Raw genomic sequence first — 18,497 nt, 5'->3', positions numbered from 1 at the left:
CTATCCCTTCAGCATCTGCGCCACCTCGGGCGCGAAATAAGTCAGGATGCCGTCGCAGCCGGCGCGCTTGAAGGCAAGCAGGCTCTCCAGCATTGCCTTCTCGCCGTCGATCCAGCCATTGGCGGCGGCCGCCTTGATCATCGAATACTCGCCCGACACCTGGTAGGCGAAGGTCGGCATCTGAAACTCGTCCTTCAGCCTGCGGATGATGTCGAGATAGGGCAGGCCGGGCTTGACCATAAGCATGTCGGCGCCCTCGGCGATGTCCTGCTCGGCCTCGCGCATCGCCTCGTCGGAATTGGCGTGGTCGATATAGTAGGTCTTCTTGTCGCCCTTGAGCAGGCCGGCGGTGCCGACCGCTTCGCGATAGGGGCCGTAGAAGGCCGAGGCGAATTTCGTTGCATAGGACATGATCGCCACGTCGGAAAAACCATTCGCGTCGAGCGCGTCGCGGATGGCGCCGATGCGGCCGTCCATCATGTCGGACGGTGCGATGATGTCGGCGCCCGCCGCCGCCTGGATGACGGCTGCCGCGGTCACCTGTTCCACCGTCTCGTCGTTGACGATGATGCCGTCGCGCAAAATGCCGTCATGGCCGTGCGAGGTGAACGGGTCGAGCGCCGCATCGGTGATGATGCCGATCTCCGGCACCGCGTCCTTGATGGCGCGGGTGGCGCGGTTGATGATGTTTTCGGGGTCGAGGATGTGCGATCCCGTCTGGTCGCGCAGCGCAAGCTCGACATTGGGGAAGGTGGCGATCGCCGGAATGCCGAGCTTGGCGGCGCGCTCGGCTTCCTTGACGGCGAGGTCGAGCGACAGGCGGAAGACGCCGGGCATTGCGGCGATCGGTTCGCGCGTGTTCTTGCCGTCGATGACGAAGATCGGCCAGATCAGATCGTTCACCGACAGCCGGTTCTCCTGCACCAGGCGGCGCGACCAGTCGGCCTTGCGCATGCGCCGCAAGCGGCGGCTGCCGGTGATCTCATCGACGCTGCGCGCGCCGGCGGGCTTTGCGGGGGTGAATTTGTTCATCGCCATAACTCCGGATCGCGCGGCTTTTACCACGAGCCCTTGTCGCTGACCAATGCGACACGATTGTGCCAGCGGATGCTGCGCCAACTACGCCTTTGGCGGCCACGCCAGCTCCGGCCCGGTTTTGAAGAATGACACATTGTTGGTGAAGATGCTCTCCGGGGCGAGCCGGATCAGGCGGCCGTTCGGATGATCGATATCGGCCACGTTGTCGATGAACCAGCGGTTCCAGTTCGCCTCCGGGCCGAGATATTTGTGCAGCAGTCGTTTGAAGCGGTCGGGCGACATCGGCTCGATGGTGGCGGCGCCGCGCAGGCCGAGATGCAGCAGGATGCCGGCCTCATTGTCGAAATGCACGATCTCCACCGCGCAGCGCGGGTCGCGTTCGAGGTGCTTGACCGCGCTGGCCTCGGTTGAGCCGAGCAGCCAGATCGCATCGTCCTCCCAGATGAACCACATCGGCGCGTTGCGCGGGGCGCCATCTGGGGTCAAGGTCGCCAGATTGGCCATCAGCGGGCGGCTCAGCACATCGTGCGGGTCGAACTTTTTCGGCATCTCCCAGCCATGGCCCGGCGTTACGGTTTCAAGCGTCATCGTTCGCCCCTGGGTCACAAGACAGGCTGTTACTGAGATGGTGTTTCGCCGGGAATGTTGCGCGCATTTTTGCCTGGGGCAAAACACGGTCGCGTTCCCCCGCGAAATCCAAACCACCCTCCGCCGGTTGACGCACCCATGCGCCACCTTTAGCACTTCAGTCCCGCAGGCGCGGGGAGGGAATCTCTGACGATGGATTTTGGCGGCGGCGACGAGATCCGCTTCGAACGGTTGGGCAAGGCAGGCGTCGTCACGCTGACGCGGCCGCAGGCGCTCAATGCGCTGACGCACCGCATGATCAAGGCGCTGGACAAGGCGCTCGACGCTTTTGAGCGCGATGACGGCGTCGATGTCGTCATCGTCAAGGCCGAGGGCAGGGCGTTTTGCGCCGGCGGCGACATCATGCACGTCTACGAGGCCCGGGCCGGAAAGCCCCCGGTCGACTTCTTCGCCGACGAATACCGGCTCAACGCCCGCATCAACAGTTTCAAAAAGCCCTATGTCGCGCTGATCGACGGCATCGTCATGGGCGGTGGCGTCGGCATCTCGTTCCACGGCTCGCAGCGCGTGCTGACAGAGAATGCCCAGTTCGCCATGCCGGAGGTCGGCATCGGCTTTTTCCCCGATGTCGGCGGCAGCCATCTTCTGCCGGACCTCGGCGGCAGCTTCGGCATGTATCTGGCGCTCACCGGCAACCGCATCCGCTATGGCGATGCGCTGTGGTCGGGCCTGGCCACCCACACCATCAAGGCGGCGGACCAATCAGCCTTCCTCGATCGGCTTTGCGCCAATGGCGATCCGGAATCGGTGCTGCGCGGCTTCTTCGTGCCGGCCAAGCGCGAGACCGGCCAGCCGGTGCTGGAAGCCATCGCCGGCCATTTCGCCCAATCCTCGCTTGCCGATATCATTACCAGCCTGGAACGGGCGGCCGGCGCCGACGAATTTGCGGCCAAGACCCTGGCCACGATCCGCACCCGCTCGCCCACCAGCCTCAACGTCGCCTGGCGCCAGATCAGCGCCGGGCTGACCTTGTCGATGGAGGCCTGCATGAAGATGGAGTTCCGCATCCTTAACCGCATGCTGGCCGGCCATGATTTCTACGAAGGCATCCGCGCCGTCATCGTCGACAAGGGCTCGACGCCGCAATGGCAGCCGGCAAGCCTCGCCGAAGTCGACGCCGCGGCGGTGGACGCCTATTTTGCGCCGCTCGAACGGGAGCTCGAGCTGTGAGCGAGGTCACGTCAAGGCGCATCGTGCTGCAGCCCTCGGGTGTCGAAATCACCTTCGCCTGGTTCCAGCGCGTCATAGCCGGCTACTGCCTCTTGTTCGGCGTCCTGTACTGGATCCGGCTGATCGGCTTCTATCCCGGTCCGCTCTGGCGCTTCGACCTGATGCCGGTGCACTGGCAGGTCGCGGCGGTGATGCTGGCGGTGTTCTTCCCCTTCGCCGCAGCCGGCCTGTGGATGCTGGCGTCCTGGGGCCCGGTGATCTGGTTCATCTGCGCCGTCACCGAGATCACCATGTATGCCGGCTTTCCCGATCTGTTCGGCCACCGGCCGCTGATCCTGTTTTCGCACTTCGCGGTGGCGCTGCTCTACATCGTCTTCCGTGTCGTGATTTGGATGCAGAAGCGCCCCTCGCGCGCCTGAAACGCCGCCCAGCCGCCATTGGCTAAATCTTTAGGTTAATTATCCTTGCTCGGGTGACCGTTCGTTAAGCGTCTTCCGAAACCTATTACCGGTAAGCTCTTGTTAGCCCTAGCGTTTAAGTCGAATTTTATGAGTATTCGATAGTGTCGCGATCAAGGTGAAAAACAAAAAATCACCAGGGCGACAAACGAGAGGCAAAGACAATGATCAATTCGCGTCCGGCGGCGAAGACCGCCAACGTATCCGACGATCGCCGCGAGGCTATCCGTTCGCTTTACATGGAATCGCTGCAGCTGGTGGAGCGTCTGCATCGCCGTCTGCTTGATGTGATCAAGGACGAATTCGACCGCAACGGCCGTTCAGACATCAACGCCATACAGGCGCTGCTTTTGTTCAACATCGGCAACTCCGAGCTGACCGCCGGCGAACTGCGCTCGCGTGGCTACTATCTCGGCTCGAACGTCTCCTACAATCTGAAGAAGCTGGTCGATCTCGGCTTCATCAACCACCAGCGCTCGCGCATCGACCGCCGTTCGGTCCGCGTGTCGCTGACGCCGAAGGGCAATGAAGTGGCCGACGTCGTCGCCGGTCTCTATGAGCGTCATGTCGGTTCGATCGAACAGGTCGGCGGCATCAACAGCGAAGAGTTCAAGCAGATGAACCGCGCGCTGCAGCGCCTCGACCGCTTCTGGAACGACACCATCGCCTACCGGATGTGATCCGCAGGCCATTGAACAGCAGCCGCGCCGGAAGAAGCGCGGCCGGAGAGGAAATCAAGGATCGGTGCCCCGGGGGGCGCCGGTCCTTTTTTATGGTCACGGCTATGCCCGCGATTGGCCATGCCGCCGCGCCTGGCTGCGGTTTGCTTTCGCTTCCGCAATGCCTAATCTCGCCGGGCAGGGGGACGACATGCGCTCAGGCATCAATTTCAGAATCTATCCGGTCGCAATGCTGCTTTTGCTGACGCCGCAAATGGCGTTTGCGGAGGAGTGGTGGCAAGGCGCCTTCGCCAATGAAGGCTCGAGCCCGTGCGACAACAATGATTCCATCGTGACGTTCACAGACAAATCGGCCGATATGTGGGAAGTCGGCTGTAGCGTCCAAAAAGTCCAGAAGCTGAAAGGCCTGGACGCCATCATTCTGGATATGACCTGCTCGGACGATGAGCACAGCATCTCAAAAAAACGAACGCTGTTGCTCAAGCTCGATGACAACAAGGTGTTGCGATATCCGGAAAACCAGGTGTTGCAACGCTGTTCGGAGCTGGAAGGCAACGCTAAGCCTTAAGCCGGATCAGCGAGACTCGGCTTTGAGGGAACAGTCAGGGAACGGTGCCGAAAAGCACCGGTCTCTCCATTTCAGATCGTCGTCGGGTCCAAATTCGGCGCGAAGCCACGTTGCCGCCATATTCGCGGTGGAAGCGAGGGCTGCGGGTGATGCGTGGCGAAAGCTGTTCGCGCGCCTGTAATGTCGCATCGCGGTTCGCTTTTCACGGCTAAGTGATGCAGGTCATGGTTGGCTAATTGTTAACAGTGCCAACTCTAGAGTGCGGGCGATATCGTCCAATGATCGTGCAAGTAGCCGAACGCTACGCGCCAAACGCTACAAGCCAAGTGCTAGAAGAATGTCTGGAACGTCCATGAGAACCAGCCGCCGCTTTTTCCTTTCCGGAGCCTCCGCGCTCGCAGTCGCCATGGTTGCCAATGCCGCCAGCGCCCAGGATGTCATCGACGATATCCTGAAATCCTCAGGCCGCGGCAATTGGGACGACCAGTTCGACGCTCGCGCCTCGGAAGGCGGCAAGGTCGCCTCGACGCTGCCGATCTTCAGCCTGCAGACGGTTGCCTTCACGGAGCAGGCAGTGGCGCAGTACCAGAACATTGTCGCTCAAGGCGGTTGGGAAGAGGTGCCGGCGACCAAGAAGCTGCAACTCGGCGTCGACGATCCGGATGTCGTGCCGCTGCGCAAGCGGCTGATGATTGCGGGCGACCTGGCGCAGAGCGCCGGCATTTCGACGTCGTTCGATTCCTATGTCGACGCCGCGGTCAAGCGCTTCCAGACCCGCCATGGCCTGCCGGCCGACGGCTCCATGGGCAAGTACACCTATGCCGCAATGAACGTTTCGGCGCAAATCCGGCTCGGCCAGTTGCAGACCAATCTCGAGCGTCTGCGCGAAAAGGCGGGCACGCTGGGCAGCCGCTATGTGCTGGTCGACATCCCGGCGGCACAGATCGAGGCGGTGGAGAACGACCGCGTCGTGCTGCGCCACACGGCAATCGTCGGCAAGATCGACCGCCAGACGCCGATCGTCAATTCCAAGATCAACGAGATCATCGTCAACCCATACTGGAACGCGCCGGTCTCGATCGTGCGCAAGGACATCATTCCGTTGATGCGGAAGGATCCCAACTATCTCAAGGACAGCCATATCCGCCTGTTTGCGCCCGATGGCAGCGAAGTCGATCCGATGAATGTCGACTGGTCGACGGACGATGCGGAAAAATACCGGTTCCGCCAGGATCCGGGCTCCGGCAACGCCATGGCCTCGGTCAAGATCAACTTCCCGAGCCCTGACGGCGTCTACATGCACGACACGCCGCAGCAGAGCCTGTTCGGCAAGATGATGCGCTTCGATTCCTCGGGCTGCGTGCGTGTGCAGAACGTGCGCGACCTCGTCACCTGGATCCTGCGCGACACCCCCGGTTGGGACCGCCAGCATTTCGAGGCGACCATCAAGACCGGTGAGAACACGCCTGTGCAGGTCGTCAACCCGGTGCCGGTGCACTTCCTCTATCTGTCGGCATGGTCGACGGGTCCGGGCGTTGTGCAGTTCCGCGACGATGTCTATGCACTCGATGGCGCCCAAGAACTGCAGATCACATCTGCGCTCTAAGCGATTGATGTTTTTGAACAGAAGGCCGCCTTCTTGGCGGCCTTCTCTTTTGCGGAAGAGCTTTAGATCAGCCGTTGGTTCACCAGTCGCGCCACTGCCTGCGCGCGGTTGACGGCGCCTAGCTTGCGCCGCGCATTGTCGACATGGAAACGTACGGTCGCTTGGGCGATGCCGAGGATCACCGAGATTTCCCAATCGGTCTTGCCTTCGGCGACGAGCGCCAGGCTGTCGCGTTCGCGCTCCGTCAGCCGGATGGCGGCCGTTGGCGGCGGCGCGGTCAGCTCCATCAGCCTTTCGGTCAATACAAGGCCAGCCATCTGGATGGCGAAGCTTTCCTCGTGAGAAAAATCTCGTTCGTGGAAGCCGAGATGCAGCGAAGCGATGACGCCGTCGGCGCCGTAGGAGGTGGCGCACAGCGCGTCATGGATGTCGGCCTCGCTGAGCGCATCCCAATAGGTGCCGAATTCCTTCGCATCACGAGGCGCAAAATCGCTGAAGCTGTAGCGCGTCCGGCTTTCGCGGATCGCCGTCAGCAGCGGGTTGCACTCCAGGCAGACGTAGTCGAAGGCCGGGCTTCCCGGCCAGTTCTCCGGCGCCAGCCGCGCGATGAAGCCGCCGGCCGCCCAATGGCTGGCCGAGGTCAGCGTCGCTGTGGGTCGCCGGTAGAGGCGCGTCTGCAGATAGGAAGCGCCGAGATCCTTCATGACCTTGAAGAATCTGACGCTGGCATCCTCGGCCGTCTGCGCCGCAAAGGCCGCTTCGGCATGCGCCATGATCTGTGACAGCATCGATCGAACCCCCGTCCGCTAGCCGCCATGCAAGGTGACACGGCAGAGCCGCGCCGACAAGGCGGCTTGCGGTGGAGGGTGCCTGTCAACCCCACGTTTTCGGGAGGTTACCGCGGCGGCCTGCTCGCTTATCAGGGAAGGGCACGGCACAGACTTGCCCAAGCGGCAGGGAAGCTGAGGCCGGGCATGATGTTTCTACCCTTGCCACGCCGGTTCCTGAGCCTCGGCGTGGGGCCGGCCACTCGGTGCCCCAAAGGCAGCCTTGCGCTGACGCCGGGTGCCGGCCTTTTTCATTCTGTTTGGCTGGCGCTCCCGGGGCAGCGAGCCGCCGCCGGATGCGCCCCGATTTCGGGGCTGACCGACGCCGCGACCGCGGTGAAGGATCCAGGCCGGGCGTGGGGGCCTCGGGGCGCATTTCCGGCTTCTTGCCCACTGAACGACTTCGCAGCTGATCGTCCCCCTTTATTCTGCGGCTGCGAGGCGGTTTGGTTGATCGGCAGCCTCGCTGGACGGATCGGCGGCAATTTCGCATGGTCTAGAAAAACAGCCCGAATCGAACCATGCAGGTCGCCGTCTTCATCCTCACCGTGCTCGTCTTCGTTGCCGTTTCCGGCGCGCTGGTGCGGCTGGTGCGGGTGCCGTTGCCGGTGCTGCAGATTGCCATCGGCGCAGCACTCGCCTGGCCGGTAAAGGGCATCCATGTCGAGATCAACCCCGAACTGTTCCTGCTGGTGTTCATCCCGCCATTGCTGTTCGGCGACGCCTACGGCGCGCCCAAGCGTGAGCTGATTGCGCTGCGCGGACCGATCCTCGACTTAGCCATCGGGCTCGTTTTCTTCACCATTGTCGGCTTCGGCTATGCCTTGCACTGGCTGGTGCCGAGCATCCCACTGGTCGTCGCCTTCGCGCTCGCCGCCGTGCTGTCGCCGACCGATGCTGTGGCCGTATCATCGATCGTCGACAAAAGCCTGGTGCCGGCGCGGCTGATGCATATCTTGGAAGGCGAGGCGCTGCTCAACGACGCGTCGGGCCTGGTCATGTTCCGCTTCGCCGTCGCGGCCGCACTGACCGGCAGTTTTTCCTTCGCCGACGCGTCGCTGTCTTTCCTCTATGCCGTCGCCATCGGCATCCTGGCTGGTGTCGCGGCCTTGTTCATCGCCGCGCGTCTGCTGCAACTGTTGAACCGCATCGGCGGCGTGCCGGCCGAGGTGCAGGTTCTGGTCATGGTGCTGCTGCCGTTCATTGCCTATCTCATTGCCGAACATCTGCATGCCTCGGGCATTTTGGCGGCGGTCACCGCCGGACTTTTGACCGGCGGCTCAGGCGTGTTCCGCTTCCTTGGCGTTTCGGCCCGTATACAGACGATATCGCTGTGGACCACTTTGTCCTTCACCTACAACGGTGCATTGTTCATCGTGCTCGGCCTGCAGCTCCCCGACATCATTCGCCGCGTACCGCCCGAGCTTACCGGCCACTACCCGATCCTCCAGCCGATCGCGACCGTGATTGCGCTGACGCTCTGTCTGATTGCGCTGCGCTTCCTCTGGATCTGGGTCGGCGATATCGCGGCCGGCATCAAGGCGCGGCTCGCCAAGCGCAAGGCCGAGCCGTTCGGCATGCGCGTGCGGCTGGCCGGCTCGGTGGCCGGCGTACGTGGCGCGATCACCTTGGCGGGTATTCTATCGCTGCCGCTTGCCATGCCGGACGGCTCACCCTTTCCGGCGCGCGATCTGGTCATCTTCCTCGCCGCTGGCGTCATCATCTGTTCGCTTGCCATTGCCGGCGTGGCGCTGCCGAAGATAGCCCGCGGCCTGGTCGAACCGGGTGAGGATGAGGGCGCCATCGAGGAGCGTCTGGCCCGTGTCGGCGCCGCCAAGGCCGCGATCGCCCGCATCGAGAGCATGGCGGGCGCCGGCGACGACGACCAGGGCGAGGTGCCCGGCGCCAGGCTTGCCGCTGCCGAAAACATCGTCGCCGGCTATCGGCGCCGCATCGCCACCTCGGACGAGGCCGACGACGCCCGGGCAGAGGCCCGCGAAGCCGGGCGGCTGGAACTCGAAATGCGGCTTGCCGGCATCGAAGCCGAGCGCACCGCCGTCCGCGACATGTTCCGCAGCGGCGCGATCAACGACCATACGGCACGATCGCTGTTTACTGAGATCACGCTCACCGAGGCCTTGCTGCAGGGCCGGCAGGAGCGGAAATAGCGCTTCCGGGTCCGCTCTTGCCGCAAACCGGCCAGCAAATTTCGCGCCGCAAACGTGGCGAGGCCAAAACAACTGTGTTAATGGCGCGGCAATGCATGTCGCTCCGAACCGCGCAGCGGTTTTAAGCCCACGATATGCATAGACAAGATTGCCCCGAACCGGAGGATTTCAGGCCCATGGCAACTGCAACGGCAGCGTCGAACACATACGAATCCTTCTTCGAGACCACGCTTGCCGACGCCGATCCGGAGATTTTCGGCGCCATCCGCAACGAACTCGGCCGCCAGCGCCATGAGATCGAGCTGATCGCCTCGGAAAACATCGTCTCGCGTGCCGTGCTCGAGGCGCAGGGCTCGATCATGACCAACAAATACGCCGAGGGTTATCCGGGCAAGCGCTACTATGGCGGCTGCCAGTTCGTCGATGTCGCCGAGGAACTCGCCATCGAGCGCGCAAAGAAGCTATTTGGTTGCAACTTCGCCAACGTCCAGCCGAACTCCGGCAGCCAGATGAACCAGGCGGTGTTCCTGGCGCTCTTGCAGCCCGGCGACACCTTCATGGGCCTCGACCTGAATTCGGGTGGCCACCTGACCCACGGCTCGCCCGTCAACATGAGCGGCAAATGGTTCAAGGTCGTGTCCTACGGCGTGCGCAAGGAAGACCATCTGCTCGACATGGATGCGATCGAGAAGACCGCGCACGAAACCAAGCCGAAGCTGATCCTGGCCGGCGGCACCGCCTATTCGCGTATCTGGGACTGGAAGCGTTTTCGCGAGATCGCCGATGCGGTCGGCGCCTATCTGATGGTCGACATGGCCCATATCGCCGGCCTCGTCGCCGGCGGCGTGCATCCCTCGCCGCTGCCGGATGCCCATGTCGTCACGACGACCACGCACAAGTCGCTGCGCGGCCCGCGCGGCGGCATGATCCTGTGCAATGACGAGGACATCGCCAAGAAGATGAACTCGGCAGTGTTCCCCGGCCTGCAGGGCGGCCCGCTGATGCATGTCATCGCCGCCAAGGCGGTGGCTTTCGGCGAGGCGCTGAAGCCGAGCTTCAAACTCTATGCTGAGAGCGTTGCGGCGAACGCCAAGGCGCTGGCGTCGAGCCTCCAGGAAACCGGCCTCGACATCGTCTCCGGCGGCACCGACAACCATCTGATGCTGGTCGATCTCAGGCCCAAGAACGCCACCGGCAAGCGCGCCGAGGCAGCACTCGGCCGCGCCAACATCACCTGCAACAAGAACGGAATCCCCTTCGATCCGGAAAAGCCCTTTGTCACCTCCGGCGTTCGCCTCGGCACGCCAGCCGGCACCACGCGCGGCTTCGGCCAGGCCGAATTCCGCGAGATCGGCAAGCTGATCGCCGAAGTGCTGGACGGATTGAAGGTTGCCAATTCCGACGAAGGCAATGCGGCTGTCGAGGCGGCGGTGAAGGCCAAGGTCGTGGCGCTGACCGATCGGTTCCCGCTTTATCCCTATCTCGGTTGACCGCCAGCGGCGCTTCGTCTTTTATCCCGCGCTCTGCGCCGCTCCTGTTCGGGCGGCGCGGCTTGCTGGAGATTTGATGATGCGCATGTTCCGTCCTGCCACTCTGGCCCTCTTTGGCTCGTTTGCCGCCTTCACAGTGTCGGGTGCGACTGGCCAGGAGCAGACGCAGCCGAGCACGAAGATGCCGGCGACCAAAACCTTCGGCAGGTGGACCACCATCATCGATGCGCTCGACACCGGCCAGGATTCGCACAAGACCTGTGCGGCCTCCACGGCCTTTCTCGATGGCAATGGCAATGCCGGCACGCTGACGCTTTCGATCTCGACCGGCGATGCTCTGCCGCCCGACGCCTATCCGGCCGTCATGATCGCTGTCGCCAACAAGGAACTGCCGACCGGCAAAAAGGTCGCGGCGACCTTCGGTGATCCCGGCGTCAAGGTTTCCGCGACTGTCTATTCCAATGATGCCGCCGGCCGCCCGAGCTGGACAGTCGACAACCAGGCCAAGACCAGCCTCGCGCTGCTGCGTGCTATGCGCCAGGTCATCTCGCTCGATGTGACGTTCGGCAAGCAAACCGTCGCCAGCATTCCGATGGATGGCTTCACCAAGGCCTACCGCAACCTCGGAACGTCCTGCGGCTTCCCGACCAAAGACGTCGCGCCCTGACATATCTGGCGCGGCTGGCAATTTTCCTCGCGTCTCGCTATCTCTGAGAGCACGAGCGGCCGTTGCCGAACCTTTGCCCGTCCCGGCAAAAACCTCTAAGCCTCTCGTTCCGCCAGATTCGCCAACCTGAAGGCCCTCCATGCGCTGTCCCTATTGCCAGTCCGAAGATACGCAGGTGAAGGATTCGCGCCCCGCCGAGGATGGCGCGGCGATCCGCCGGCGGCGCGTCTGCCCCGATTGCGGCGGCCGTTTCACCACCTTCGAGCGCGTCCAGCTGCGCGATCTCGTGGTGGTCAAAAAATCCGGCCGCAAAGTGCCGTTCGACCGCGACAAGCTCTTGCGCTCAGTCGAGATCGCCGTGCGCAAGCGCAATGTCGACCCCGAACGCATCGACCGCGCCGTGACCGGCATCGTGCGCCAACTCGAAAGCTCCGGTGAGACGGAAGTGGCCTCCGGTGAGGTCGGCCGCCTGGTCATGGAAGCGCTGAAATCGCTCGACGACGTCGCCTATGTCCGCTTCGCCTCAGTCTACCGCAATTTCCGCGAGGCCAAGGATTTTCATGAACTGCTGGGCGAGCTCAAAGGCGACGAGCCGAAGAGCGAAGAGGACGCCGGCTGAGCATGGCAGCGCCGGGCAAAGCTGAACAGGAAGCTCTCGATCGCCGTTTTATGGCGGCCGCGCTCCGGCTGTCGCGCAGAAATGCCGGCCGCACCTCGACCAACCCTTCCGTCGGCACGATCATCATTCGCGATGACGGCGCCGGGCCGATGATCGTCGGCACCGGTGTCACCGCGGTCGGCGGCCGGCCGCATGCCGAGACCGAGGCGCTGGCTGAAGCTGGCGAGCTCGCGCGTGGCGCCACAGCCTATGTCACTCTCGAACCCTGCGCACATCACGGCCGCACCCCGCCTTGCGCCAATGCGCTGGTCAATGCCGGCGTGGCGCGCGTCGTCGGAGCTGCCAGCGATCCCGATCCGCGCGTCTCCGGCCAGGGCTACGCCATCCTGCGCGCCGCCGGCATCGTGGTGGTCGAAAAAGTGCTTGCGGCGGAAGCCGCCGAGCAGATGGCCGGCTATCTGATCAGATCTCTGAAAAAGCGCCCGGAAGTGATTCTGAAGCTTGCGCTTTCCAGCGACGGCAAGATCGGCATGGAAGGCTCTGGCCAGGTCGCGATCACCGCCGATATCGCCCGCCGCGAAGTCTATTTGATGCGGGCCGAGGCCGATGGCATACTGGTCGGCATCGGCACGGCACTGGAGGATGATCCGGCGCTTACCGTGCGGCTGCCGGGGCTGGAGAACCGCTCACCGGCGCGCATCGTGCTCGACCGCCAGATCAGGCTGCCGGAAGCCTCGAAGCTGGTCTCCGGGATCGACAGGGTGCCTCTCTATATCGCCGCCTGCCTGCAGGCCGACCCGCTGCGGCGGTCGGTGCTGGAGCGCGTCGGCGTGCGCTTCATCGGCACCGAGACCCATGAAGGCGGCGTAGCCTTGCCGGAACTGCTCGAGGATCTCGGCGCGCTTGGCATGGCCAGCATTCTGGTCGAGGGCGGCGCCAAAGTGGCGAGCGCCTTCCTCGCCGAGGGGCTGGTCGACCGCATTGTGCTGTTCCAGGGCCCGGAAGCGATCGGCGAGGGCGGCATTGCATCGCCCATCAACGCCGACCATATCCCGGCAGGCTTCCGCAAGTTGCGCGAGATGCGCTTTGGCGAAGACGGGTACGCCGAATGGATAAGGGATTTCTGATGTTTACGGGAATTGTCACAGACGTCGGCACAGTTGCGACCGTGCGGCCGCTGAGGGAAGGCGTCGGCCTGCGCATCGACACCGCCTATGATCCTGACAGCATCGCCATCGGTGCCTCGATTTCCTGCGGCGGCGTCTGCCTGACGGTAACGGCGCTGCCGGACAGCGGGTCGAATGCGCGCTGGTTCGAGGTCGAAGCCTGGGAAGAGGCGCTGCGGCTGACGACAGCGATGGGCTGGAAATCCGGTACCCGGATCAATCTGGAGCGGGCGCTGAAGATCGGCGACGAACTCGGCGGCCATATCGTCTCCGGCCATGTTGACGGCATGGCCGAGATCGTCGAGCGCAAGGACGAGGGCGATGCGGTGCGCTTAACGCTCGAGGCGCCGCGCGAACTGGCGAAATTCATAGCGCCCAAGGGTTCGGTCGCGCTCGACGGCACCTCACTCACCGTCAACAAGGTCGTGGGCACCCGCTTCGACGTGCTGTTGATCCACCATTCGCTGACCGTAACCACCTGGGGCGAACGCAAGGTCGGCGATCGCGTCAACCTCGAGATCGACACCATGGCCCGCTACGCCGCGCGGCTGATCGAGGCGGCGAAAGAAGGACTTTGATGGCAAACAACGCAACTGGTTCCGCTAAGGGACAAAAGCTTGGCATCGAGGGCCAGGAGGGTTTCGAGCTGTCGACCACCGATCGCAAGGCCTTCGTTGATGCCCTGATCAATCCGCAGCCGGTCAATGATCGACTGCGCGATACAGTGCGTCTATATCGCGAGGCAGCAGGCGTCTGAACGTCGCCTCCATCAATCTTCCGCTTGCGATCAAACCGGCTTCGGCCTAAGTCACCGGCGACCCCCGGAGACATTTATGGCTGGCACATCCCAACACGGCAAAGCGTTCATCCGCCCGAAGAAGAAGGCCCACCTTCTGATCATCGAGGCGCGTTTCCATGACGATCTTGCCGACGCGCTGCTCGACGGCGCGACGAATGCACTCGACGAAGCCGGCGCGACCTATGACGTCGTCACCGTTCCGGGTTCGCTGGAAATTCCAGCCGTGATCACTTTTGCGCTCGACGGTATGGGCGAAGGCGGTAAGGACTATGATGGTTTTGTCGCGCTTGGCACCATCGTCCGTGGCGACACCTATCACTTCGATATCGTTGCCAATGAATCGAGCCGGGCGCTGATGGATCTGTCGGTGCAGGAGGCGATTGCGATCGGCAACGGCATCCTGACGACCGAGAACGACGCGCAGGCCTGGACGCGCGCCAAGCGCTCGGAAGGCGACAAGGGCGGCTTTGCAGCGCGCGCAGCACTCACCATGATCGCGCTCAAAGAGCAACTGGGAGCGCAATCGTGAGCGAACCCGCTTCACCCGGTCCGCGCCACGCCAACAAGCGTGGCGCTGCCCGTCTGGCCGCTGTGCAGGCGCTTTACCAGATGGACTTGGCCGGCAGCGGCGTCTTCGAGATCACCGCCGAATACGAAGCCTTCCGGCTCGGCAAGGAAGTCGACGGCGCGCTTTACCGCGAGGCCGACGCGCAATGGTTTCGCGCCATCCTGACTGGCGTCGTCGAGAACCAGAAGACCATCGATCCGATCATCCGCCAGGCGCTGACCGAGGACTGGCCGCTGTCGCGGCTGGATTCGACGCTGCGCGCCATCCTGCGCGCCGGCGTCTATGAACTGATGAAGCGCGACGACGTGCCGGTGGCCGTCATCGTTTCGGAATATGTCGATATTGCCAAGGCCTTCTACGAGGAAGACGAGCCCAAGCTGACCAACGCCGTGCTCGATCGCGTGTCGCGGCGGGTGCGCGGCGAGGGGCGCGGCAAGGACGCGTCGTGACCGCTGCAGCAGCAGCAGCAAGAGAGGGCCGCCGCACGGCGATCATTCTTGCTGCCTCGCAGGCGATCATTGGGTCTGCCGCGCCGATCGCCATTTCCATGGGCGGGCTGGCCGGGCAATATTTGCTTGGCCCCGACAAGTCGCTGGCGACGGCGCCGATAACCGGCTTCAACATCGGCGTGGCGCTTGGCGCGCTGCCGGCCGCCGCCATCATCCGCTGGCTTGGCCAGCGCGGCGGCTTCATGACCGGGACCATAGTCACCGCACTTGGCGGCGTCATATCTACGCTGGCGTTGTTCCAGGGCAGCTTCTGGTTGTTTGCTTTCGCCCTTTTGGTGATCGGCGTCGGCGGCGCCTTCGTTCAGCAGTTCCGCTTCGCCGCCGCCGACAATGCGCCGCCGGAATTCAAGGCGCGCGCCATTTCCTTCGTGCTGGCCGGCGGCATCATCACCGCCATTCTCGGGCCGCAGATCGTCATCTTCACCCGCGAATTGCTGGCACCGGTGATGTTTGCCGGCTCGTTCGCAGCCATTCCGGTGCTGGCCGCGGTCGGCGCCATCATCCTGTCGTTCCTGCGCATCCCGGCCAAGGCCGCGGGCCACGCGGAAATCGCTTCGAGCGAAGCGCGGCCGCTATCAGAAATCGTCACCCGGCCGCGCTTCGTCGCGGCACTGTTTTGCGCCGTCGGCAGCTATGCGCTGATGAGCTTCGTCATGACCGGCGCGCCGCTGGCCATGGTCGGCTGCGGCCTGTCGACGGACGACGCCACGCTTGGCATTTCCTGGCATGTGATGGCGATGTTTGCCCCAAGCTTCTTCACCGGATCGCTGATCCATCGCTTCGGCGCCGAACGCATCGTCGCCACCGGTTTGGCGCTGCTGATCGGCTGCGCCGTGGTGGCGTTGTCGGGCCTGCATCTGTGGCAGTTCTGGACGGCGCTGATCCTGCTTGGTCTCGGCTGGAATTTCGCCTTCATCGGCGCCACTTCCATGGTCGCCGACAGCTACCTTCCGTCCGAGAAGAGCAAGGTGCAGGGCTTCCACGACTTCGTCCTGTTCGGCTCCGTCGCGTTCGCCTCGCTGATGTCGGGTGCAATCTACAATGCCTGGGGCTGGGAGATGCTGAACTGGCTGGTCTTCCCGGTCGTCGCGCTGTGCTTCGTCGCGCTTGGCGCGCTCAAGATGACGGGTATGCGCAAAGCCCGCGCCTGACACGACTCTATTTTTGACGCAATTCCGGACGGAAAGCCGCCCGACACTTTTCCTGGAATTGCTCTACCTGACCCCGCCTGTCAGCATGGCGCCGGCCGGAACCGCGGCGACCGCACAAAATTATTGCGCCTGTGCCACTTGTTATGAAACCGTGTGCCCCGACGGGGCGTTGAAGCCATGCTCATATGCGGCCGCCGCATTCCGGTTCATAGCAAGAGGTTTTCATAATGTTCTCAGTCAAGGTTTTGGCCAGCGCGGCATTGGCGCTCGGCATGTCAGCGGCTTCCGCCTATGCCCAGGTCGTCGTCTCCTCGAAGATCGACACCGAGGGCGGCGTGCTCGGCAACATCATCCAGCTTGTGCTGAACGCCAACAACATCAAGACCACCGATCGCATCCAGCTCGGCGGTACGCCCGTGGTGCGCAAGGCGATCACCGCCGGCGAGATCGACATCTATCCCGAATACACCGGCAACGCCGCCTTCTTCTTCGAGAAGGCCGACGATCCGATCTGGAAGGATGCCGCCAAGGCCTATGAGACCGCCAAGAAGCTCGACTACGACGCCAACAAGATCGTCTGGCTGTCGCCGTCTCCGGCCAACAACACCTGGGCGATCGCGCTGCGCAAGGAGGTTGCCGAGACCAACAAGCTGGCGACGCTCTCCGACTTCGGCAAATACGTTGCCGGCGGCGGCACGGTGGTGCTCGCGGCTTCGGCCGAGTTCGTCAATTCGGCGGCAGCCCTGCCGGCCTTCCAGACCACTTACGGCTTCACGCTGAAGCCGGACCAACTGATCACGCTTTCGGGTGGCGACACCGCGGCGACCATCGGCGCTGCCGCCAACCAGACCAATGGCGCCAACGCCGCCATGGTCTACGGCACCGATGGCGGCATCGCGCCGTCCGGCCTGGTCGTGCTCGACGACGACAAGGGCGTACAGCCGGTCTACCAGCCGGCGCCGATCATCCGCGAGGCGGTGCTGAAGGAGCATCCCGAAATCCAGACGTTGTTGAAGCCGGTCTTCGCCAAGCTCGACCTCGTGACGCTGCAGGAGCTCAACGGCCGCGTCCAGGTCGGCGGCGAGCCGGTTAAGGGCGTCGCCGAGGACTTCCTGAAAAAGAACGGCTTCCTGAAGTAAGGCGATTCCGGCGCGCCGCTCGCGTGGCACGCCGGATCGACTGACGGGGCAGCGCGTGAATATCCGTTTCGACAAGCTCGGCGTCGTCATCGCGGCGATCGTTGCCTATGCGGCGTTCTTCGCCTCGTTCGCCACCTTCCGCGCCAACCGCATCGTGCCCGGCGAGGCGCGTTCGATCCTCGAGGCGTTACCCGCTATTGTCGGGCCGTTGCTGCTGGCGATCGCCGTCGTGGCCGCAATCATTGCCTTGCTGAAGACCCCGCTGGTCCTGCGCCTTGCCGCAAGCGTGGCGGCGCTCGCTGCCCTTGCCATTTTCATCGGTGTTGCCGGCACCTTCCTCACGCCGACGGGCAACACCTTTGCCCGCATCTCGCCGGCCTCCGGCTTCTGGCTGCTGATCTTTGCCTTCACGCTGCTGCTCGCCGATGTGCTGACCAGACTCAACCTGTCACCCCTGGCCCGCGTCGGCGTGCTTGTCATCGCAGCACTGGCCATTGGCGTCCTGTTGGTCTCGGGGCTTTGGGACAGCCTTTCGATCCTCAAGGAATATGCCAACCGCGCCGACAGTTTCTGGGCCGAAGGCTCCAAGCACATCACGCTGGCGCTGGGCTCGCTGGCGGCGGCGGTGATCGTCGGCCTGCCGCTCGGCATCCTTTGCCATCGCGTCGAGCGGTTGCGGGCCGGCGTGCTCAACGTGCTCAACATTGTCCAGACCATTCCCTCGATCGCACTGTTCGGCCTGCTCATCGCGCCGCTCGGCTGGGTGGCCGCGCATGTTCCGGGTGCTGCAGCGCTCGGTATCAGAGGCATCGGCACCGCGCCGGCTTTCGTCGCTTTGTTCCTCTATTCGCTGCTGCCGGTTGTCGCCAACACGGTGGTCGGCCTCGCCGGCGTGCCGCGCGCGGCCAACGATGCCGCGCGTGGCATGGGCATGACCGATCGCCAGCGCCTGTTCGGCGTCGAGTTTCCGCTGGCCTTTCCGGTCATCCTGACCGGCATTCGCATCGTCCTGGTGCAGAACATCGGCCTTGCCACCATCGCTGCCCTGATCGGCGGCGGCGGCTTTGGCGTGTTCGTGTTCCAGGGCGTCGGGCAGACGGCGATGGACCTGGTGCTGCTTGGCGCCGTGCCGACGGTGGCGCTGGCCTTCGCCGCGGCCATCATCCTCGACGCCATGATCGAAATGACCGCCTCTAAATCAGTGAGATAGAGCATGATGTCGTCCG

20 protein-coding genes are annotated in these 18,497 nt (G+C 63.6%); 17 read left to right on the top strand and 3 right to left on the bottom strand.

All coding sequences use genetic code 11. The features are described 5' to 3' along the window. Positions 1-1,032, bottom strand: coding sequence for a porphobilinogen synthase (gene hemB / locus ACWGTI_RS12015; RefSeq protein ID WP_454587295.1), 1,032 nt, complete (start codon positions 1,030-1,032; stop codon positions 1-3). 87 nt (positions 1,033-1,119) lie between these two features. Then, complete coding sequence (locus ACWGTI_RS12010) at positions 1,120-1,626, bottom strand: pyridoxamine 5'-phosphate oxidase family protein (protein WP_454587294.1); 507 nt, start codon at positions 1,624-1,626, stop codon at positions 1,120-1,122. A gap of 192 nt (positions 1,627-1,818) precedes the next feature. Here ACWGTI_RS12010 and ACWGTI_RS12005 point away from each other — a divergent pair, with 192 nt between their 5' ends. The 5 genes from ACWGTI_RS12005 to ACWGTI_RS11985 all read left to right on the top strand — a co-directional run bounded on the left by ACWGTI_RS12005 (position 1,819) and on the right by ACWGTI_RS11985 (position 6,168). Continuing rightward, the gene (locus ACWGTI_RS12005; protein WP_454587293.1) at positions 1,819-2,856 is read left to right on the top strand and encodes an enoyl-CoA hydratase/isomerase family protein; all 1,038 of its coding nucleotides are present in this window, start codon (positions 1,819-1,821) and stop codon (positions 2,854-2,856) included. Continuing rightward, a complete protein-coding gene (locus tag ACWGTI_RS12000) occupies positions 2,853-3,275 on the top strand; it encodes a DUF6163 family protein (protein WP_454587292.1) in 423 nt (140 codons plus the stop codon). The genes ACWGTI_RS12005 and ACWGTI_RS12000 overlap by 4 nt, the downstream gene beginning before the upstream one ends. Before the next feature lie 203 nt (positions 3,276-3,478). After that, positions 3,479-3,994, top strand: coding sequence for a transcriptional regulator LdtR (ldtR, locus tag ACWGTI_RS11995; RefSeq protein ID WP_142869475.1), 516 nt, complete (start codon positions 3,479-3,481; stop codon positions 3,992-3,994). Between the two features lie 190 nt (positions 3,995-4,184). Further along, positions 4,185-4,562, top strand: a complete 378-nt coding sequence (locus ACWGTI_RS11990; protein WP_454587291.1) for a hypothetical protein — start codon at positions 4,185-4,187, stop codon at positions 4,560-4,562. Positions 4,563-4,914: 352 nt separating this feature from the next. Then, the gene (locus ACWGTI_RS11985; RefSeq protein ID WP_454587290.1) at positions 4,915-6,168 is read left to right on the top strand and encodes a L,D-transpeptidase family protein; all 1,254 of its coding nucleotides are present in this window, start codon (positions 4,915-4,917) and stop codon (positions 6,166-6,168) included. A gap of 62 nt (positions 6,169-6,230) precedes the next feature. On the opposite strand, the gene ACWGTI_RS11980 is transcribed toward ACWGTI_RS11985, so the two are convergent. Continuing rightward, positions 6,231-6,956 (bottom strand): helix-turn-helix transcriptional regulator, encoded by a 726-nt coding sequence (locus tag ACWGTI_RS11980; RefSeq protein ID WP_454587289.1) that lies wholly within the window; start codon positions 6,954-6,956, stop codon positions 6,231-6,233. Between the two features lie 560 nt (positions 6,957-7,516). Here ACWGTI_RS11980 and ACWGTI_RS11975 point away from each other — a divergent pair. The 12 genes from ACWGTI_RS11975 to ACWGTI_RS11920 all read left to right on the top strand — a co-directional run bounded on the left by ACWGTI_RS11975 (position 7,517) and on the right by ACWGTI_RS11920 (position 18,481). After that, positions 7,517-9,163, top strand: coding sequence for a Na+/H+ antiporter (locus ACWGTI_RS11975; RefSeq protein ID WP_454587288.1), 1,647 nt, complete (start codon positions 7,517-7,519; stop codon positions 9,161-9,163). 176 nt (positions 9,164-9,339) lie between these two features. Next, positions 9,340-10,653 (top strand): serine hydroxymethyltransferase, encoded by a 1,314-nt coding sequence (gene glyA / locus ACWGTI_RS11970; RefSeq protein WP_454587287.1) that lies wholly within the window; start codon positions 9,340-9,342, stop codon positions 10,651-10,653. A gap of 79 nt (positions 10,654-10,732) precedes the next feature. Continuing rightward, positions 10,733-11,320: a hypothetical protein gene (locus tag ACWGTI_RS11965; RefSeq protein ID WP_454587327.1), complete on the top strand. Its 588-nt coding sequence runs from the start codon at positions 10,733-10,735 to the stop codon at positions 11,318-11,320. 139 nt (positions 11,321-11,459) lie between these two features. Then, entirely contained in the window at positions 11,460-11,939 is a 480-nt protein-coding gene (gene nrdR / locus ACWGTI_RS11960; protein ID WP_454587286.1) for a transcriptional regulator NrdR, read from the top strand. Between the two features lie 2 nt (positions 11,940-11,941). Further along, entirely contained in the window at positions 11,942-13,066 is a 1,125-nt protein-coding gene (gene ribD, locus ACWGTI_RS11955) for a bifunctional diaminohydroxyphosphoribosylaminopyrimidine deaminase/5-amino-6-(5-phosphoribosylamino)uracil reductase RibD (protein ID WP_454587285.1), read from the top strand. Beyond that, the gene (locus ACWGTI_RS11950; RefSeq protein WP_454587326.1) at positions 13,066-13,683 is read left to right on the top strand and encodes a riboflavin synthase; all 618 of its coding nucleotides are present in this window, start codon (positions 13,066-13,068) and stop codon (positions 13,681-13,683) included. The genes ribD and ACWGTI_RS11950 overlap by 1 nt, the downstream gene beginning before the upstream one ends. Then, the gene (locus ACWGTI_RS11945; protein WP_454587284.1) at positions 13,683-13,862 is read left to right on the top strand and encodes a type II toxin -antitoxin system TacA 1-like antitoxin; all 180 of its coding nucleotides are present in this window, start codon (positions 13,683-13,685) and stop codon (positions 13,860-13,862) included. Before ACWGTI_RS11950 ends, ACWGTI_RS11945 begins: the two co-directional genes overlap by 1 nt. A 76-nt stretch (positions 13,863-13,938) precedes the next feature. Then, positions 13,939-14,433, top strand: a complete 495-nt coding sequence (ribH, locus tag ACWGTI_RS11940) for a 6,7-dimethyl-8-ribityllumazine synthase (RefSeq protein ID WP_454587283.1) — start codon at positions 13,939-13,941, stop codon at positions 14,431-14,433. Then, positions 14,430-14,921: a transcription antitermination factor NusB gene (nusB, locus tag ACWGTI_RS11935; protein WP_181060737.1), complete on the top strand. Its 492-nt coding sequence runs from the start codon at positions 14,430-14,432 to the stop codon at positions 14,919-14,921. Before ribH ends, nusB begins: the two co-directional genes overlap by 4 nt. Next, complete coding sequence (locus ACWGTI_RS11930) at positions 14,918-16,132, top strand: MFS transporter (RefSeq protein WP_454587282.1); 1,215 nt, start codon at positions 14,918-14,920, stop codon at positions 16,130-16,132. Before nusB ends, ACWGTI_RS11930 begins: the two co-directional genes overlap by 4 nt. Before the next feature lie 227 nt (positions 16,133-16,359). After that, complete coding sequence (gene osmF, locus ACWGTI_RS11925) at positions 16,360-17,271, top strand: glycine betaine ABC transporter substrate-binding protein OsmF (RefSeq protein WP_454587281.1); 912 nt, start codon at positions 16,360-16,362, stop codon at positions 17,269-17,271. A 55-nt stretch (positions 17,272-17,326) separates the two neighbouring features. Beyond that, positions 17,327-18,481 (top strand): ABC transporter permease, encoded by a 1,155-nt coding sequence (locus tag ACWGTI_RS11920; protein ID WP_454587280.1) that lies wholly within the window; start codon positions 17,327-17,329, stop codon positions 18,479-18,481. Positions 18,482-18,497 lie beyond the last annotated feature (16 nt).

The sequence above is a fragment of the Mesorhizobium sp. ArgA1 genome, from assembly GCF_053714375.1.
This window is presented reverse-complemented; position numbering and strand designations above follow the sequence as displayed.

Coding starts and splice junctions, on each gene's coding strand:
- hemB (WP_454587295.1), bottom strand. CDS start 1,032: ATGAACAAATTCACCCCCGCAAAGCCCGCCGGCGCGCGCAGCGTCGAT.
- ACWGTI_RS12010 (WP_454587294.1), bottom strand. CDS start 1,626: ATGACGCTTGAAACCGTAACGCCGGGCCATGGCTGGGAGATGCCGAAA.
- ACWGTI_RS12005 (WP_454587293.1), top strand. CDS start 1,819: ATGGATTTTGGCGGCGGCGACGAGATCCGCTTCGAACGGTTGGGCAAG.
- ldtR (WP_142869475.1), top strand. CDS start 3,479: ATGATCAATTCGCGTCCGGCGGCGAAGACCGCCAACGTATCCGACGAT.
- ACWGTI_RS11990 (WP_454587291.1), top strand. CDS start 4,185: ATGCGCTCAGGCATCAATTTCAGAATCTATCCGGTCGCAATGCTGCTT.
- ACWGTI_RS11985 (WP_454587290.1), top strand. CDS start 4,915: ATGAGAACCAGCCGCCGCTTTTTCCTTTCCGGAGCCTCCGCGCTCGCA.
- ACWGTI_RS11980 (WP_454587289.1), bottom strand. CDS start 6,956: ATGCTGTCACAGATCATGGCGCATGCCGAAGCGGCCTTTGCGGCGCAG.
- ACWGTI_RS11975 (WP_454587288.1), top strand. CDS start 7,517: ATGCAGGTCGCCGTCTTCATCCTCACCGTGCTCGTCTTCGTTGCCGTT.
- glyA (WP_454587287.1), top strand. CDS start 9,340: ATGGCAACTGCAACGGCAGCGTCGAACACATACGAATCCTTCTTCGAG.
- ACWGTI_RS11965 (WP_454587327.1), top strand. CDS start 10,733: ATGCGCATGTTCCGTCCTGCCACTCTGGCCCTCTTTGGCTCGTTTGCC.
- nrdR (WP_454587286.1), top strand. CDS start 11,460: ATGCGCTGTCCCTATTGCCAGTCCGAAGATACGCAGGTGAAGGATTCG.
- ribD (WP_454587285.1), top strand. CDS start 11,942: ATGGCAGCGCCGGGCAAAGCTGAACAGGAAGCTCTCGATCGCCGTTTT.
- ACWGTI_RS11950 (WP_454587326.1), top strand. CDS start 13,066: ATGTTTACGGGAATTGTCACAGACGTCGGCACAGTTGCGACCGTGCGG.
- ACWGTI_RS11945 (WP_454587284.1), top strand. CDS start 13,683: ATGGCAAACAACGCAACTGGTTCCGCTAAGGGACAAAAGCTTGGCATC.
- ribH (WP_454587283.1), top strand. CDS start 13,939: ATGGCTGGCACATCCCAACACGGCAAAGCGTTCATCCGCCCGAAGAAG.
- osmF (WP_454587281.1), top strand. CDS start 16,360: ATGTTCTCAGTCAAGGTTTTGGCCAGCGCGGCATTGGCGCTCGGCATG.